The following is a 1,884-nucleotide window of genomic DNA, read 5'->3' as shown; positions in this document are numbered from 1 at the left end:
CGACGGGCCGGCCGCGCTGCACCGCCGGCTCGCCGCCGTGCTGCCGGAGCTCGCGGCCACGCTGGCGGCGGCGGACGGCACCCGACCGGTCCGGCTGCCGTTCTGGGGCCCGTGGGCACTCACCCTCGACGACCTGCTGGCCACCCGGACGATGGAACTGGCCGTCCACGGCGACGACCTGGCGGTCAGCGTCGGGGTGCCGGGCCCCGAACTCCCACCGGAGACCGCCGAGTCGGTGATCGGCCTGCTGGCCCGGCTGGCCGTGCGGCGGCACGGCCAGGCGGCGGTGCTGCGCATGCTCAGCCGCGCCGAGCGGGCGCCCGGGAGCATCGCGGCGTTCTGAGCCCCCTTCGTCCTGAACACCTGCCCGGGGCCGTCAGTGGTCGCGGCGGTGGATCGCGACCGCCGCGACGGCGACCGAGGCCAGCGACCACACCGCGAAGGTGACCCAGGAGCCCGCGACGGTGGCCGGATACTCGGACGGGCGCAGGCCCGCCAGGGTGGTCCGGGCCAGGCGCTGCCAGGCGGGCAGCGGCAGGGCGTGCAGCAGGTCGGCGCTCCAGCGGTAGCGCTCGGTGACCAGCGACGGGACGAAGAACAGCACCACGACGGTGCCCACCACGGCGCCCGCGCTGTGCCGGATCAGGGTGCCGAGGCCGAGCCCGACCAGCGCGCAGACCGGGCCGAACAGCACCGCCGCCGCGACGTACCGCAGCGCGGTCGGGTCGGTGACGGACTGCCCGATGCCCACCTCGGACAGGATCGCCTGGCTCGCGCCGAAGGAGACGCCGACGGTGAGCACCCCGTAGCCGAACAGCACGGCGGCCAGCACGCAGGCCTTGGCGGCGAGCACCGCCCGGCGATCGGGCACGGCCGCCAGCGTCGTGCGGATCAGCCCGGTCGCGTACTCGCCCGCGATGACGATCGCGCCGAGGCCGCCCGCGACCAGCATCAGGATGTCGGCGGAGGCGACGTTGAACGCGTCGTTCAGCGCCACCTGCGCCATGCCCGCCGGATCGCCCTCGCCCGGCATGTAGTGGTCGCGGGTGTACAGCGCGGACTTCAGGTTGGCGGCGACGATCGCCAGGGCGCTGAGGCCGAGCACCCAGGAGATCGAGCGCAGCGACCAGAACTTGATCCACTCGGCGGCCAGCAGGTCGCCGAAGCGGGCGCGCGGCTCGGCGCGGGTGTGGGCGGGCGTGGTGCTCGACGCGGTGTTCAACGGGGCTCTCCGGCGGGGTACTCGACGCTGTCGGCGGTCAGGTCCATGAACGCCTCCTCCAGGGAAGCGCCCCGGGTGGTCAGGGCGTGCAGCAACAGGCGGTGTTCCAGGGCGAGTTCGCCGATCCGGGTGGCGTCCAGGCCGGTCACCGCGAGGGCGCCGTCCGGGCCGGGCCGTACGATTGCGCCGGCCGCCGTCAACACGGCCGCCAGCCGGTCGGGTTCGGCGGCTCGGACGGTGACGGTGGCCCGGCCGGTCCGGGCGGCGAACTCGGTGAGGCTCTCGTCGGCGAGCAGCCGGCCGCGTCCGATCACCACCAGGTGGTCGGCGGTGTGCTCCATCTCGGCCATCATGTGGCTGGAGACGAAGACCGTGCGTCCCTCGGCGGCGAGCCGCCGGAACAGCCCGCGCACCCAGAGCACGCCCTCCGGGTCCAGCCCGTTCAGCGGCTCGTCGAAGAGCAGCACCGGCGGGTCGCCGAGCAGCGCGCCGGCGATGCCGAGCCGCTGCTTCATGCCCAGCGAGTAGCCGCGGATCCGGCGCCCGGCCGCTTCGGCGAGCCCGACCTCGTGCAGCACCTGCTCGACCCGTGCGGCCGGGATCGCGTTGGCGCGGGCCAGCGCCCGCAGCTGGGCCCGGCCGGTGCGCCCGCCGTGCGCGTC

Annotated in this window: 2 protein-coding genes and 1 pseudogene; 1 reads left to right on the top strand and 2 read right to left on the bottom strand. The window is 75.4% G+C overall.

Features of this window, described 5'->3' with window-relative positions:
- Nucleotides 1-343: pseudogene (locus KS423_RS44580) on the top strand (hypothetical protein); the annotation flags it as partial.
- A gap of 33 nt (nt 344-376) precedes the next feature.
- On the opposite strand, the gene KS423_RS44575 reads toward KS423_RS44580, so the two are convergent.
- Together KS423_RS44575 and KS423_RS44570 are read right to left on the bottom strand one after the other, a co-directional pair.
- Nucleotides 377-1,222 carry an ABC transporter permease subunit gene (locus KS423_RS44575; RefSeq protein WP_224285385.1) on the bottom strand — a complete coding sequence of 282 codons (846 nt, stop codon included), beginning with the start codon at nt 1,220-1,222 and terminating at the stop codon, nt 377-379.
- Nucleotides 1,219-1,884 (bottom strand): ATP-binding cassette domain-containing protein (locus KS423_RS44570; RefSeq protein WP_224285384.1); only part of this gene is annotated, 666 nt, incomplete at its 5' end. The genes KS423_RS44570 and KS423_RS44575, both read right to left, overlap by 4 nt.

This window comes from Streptomyces sp. LS1784 (genome assembly GCF_020103755.1).
Classification (GTDB): domain Bacteria; phylum Actinomycetota; class Actinomycetes; order Streptomycetales; family Streptomycetaceae; genus Kitasatospora.
This window is presented reverse-complemented; position numbering and strand designations above follow the sequence as displayed.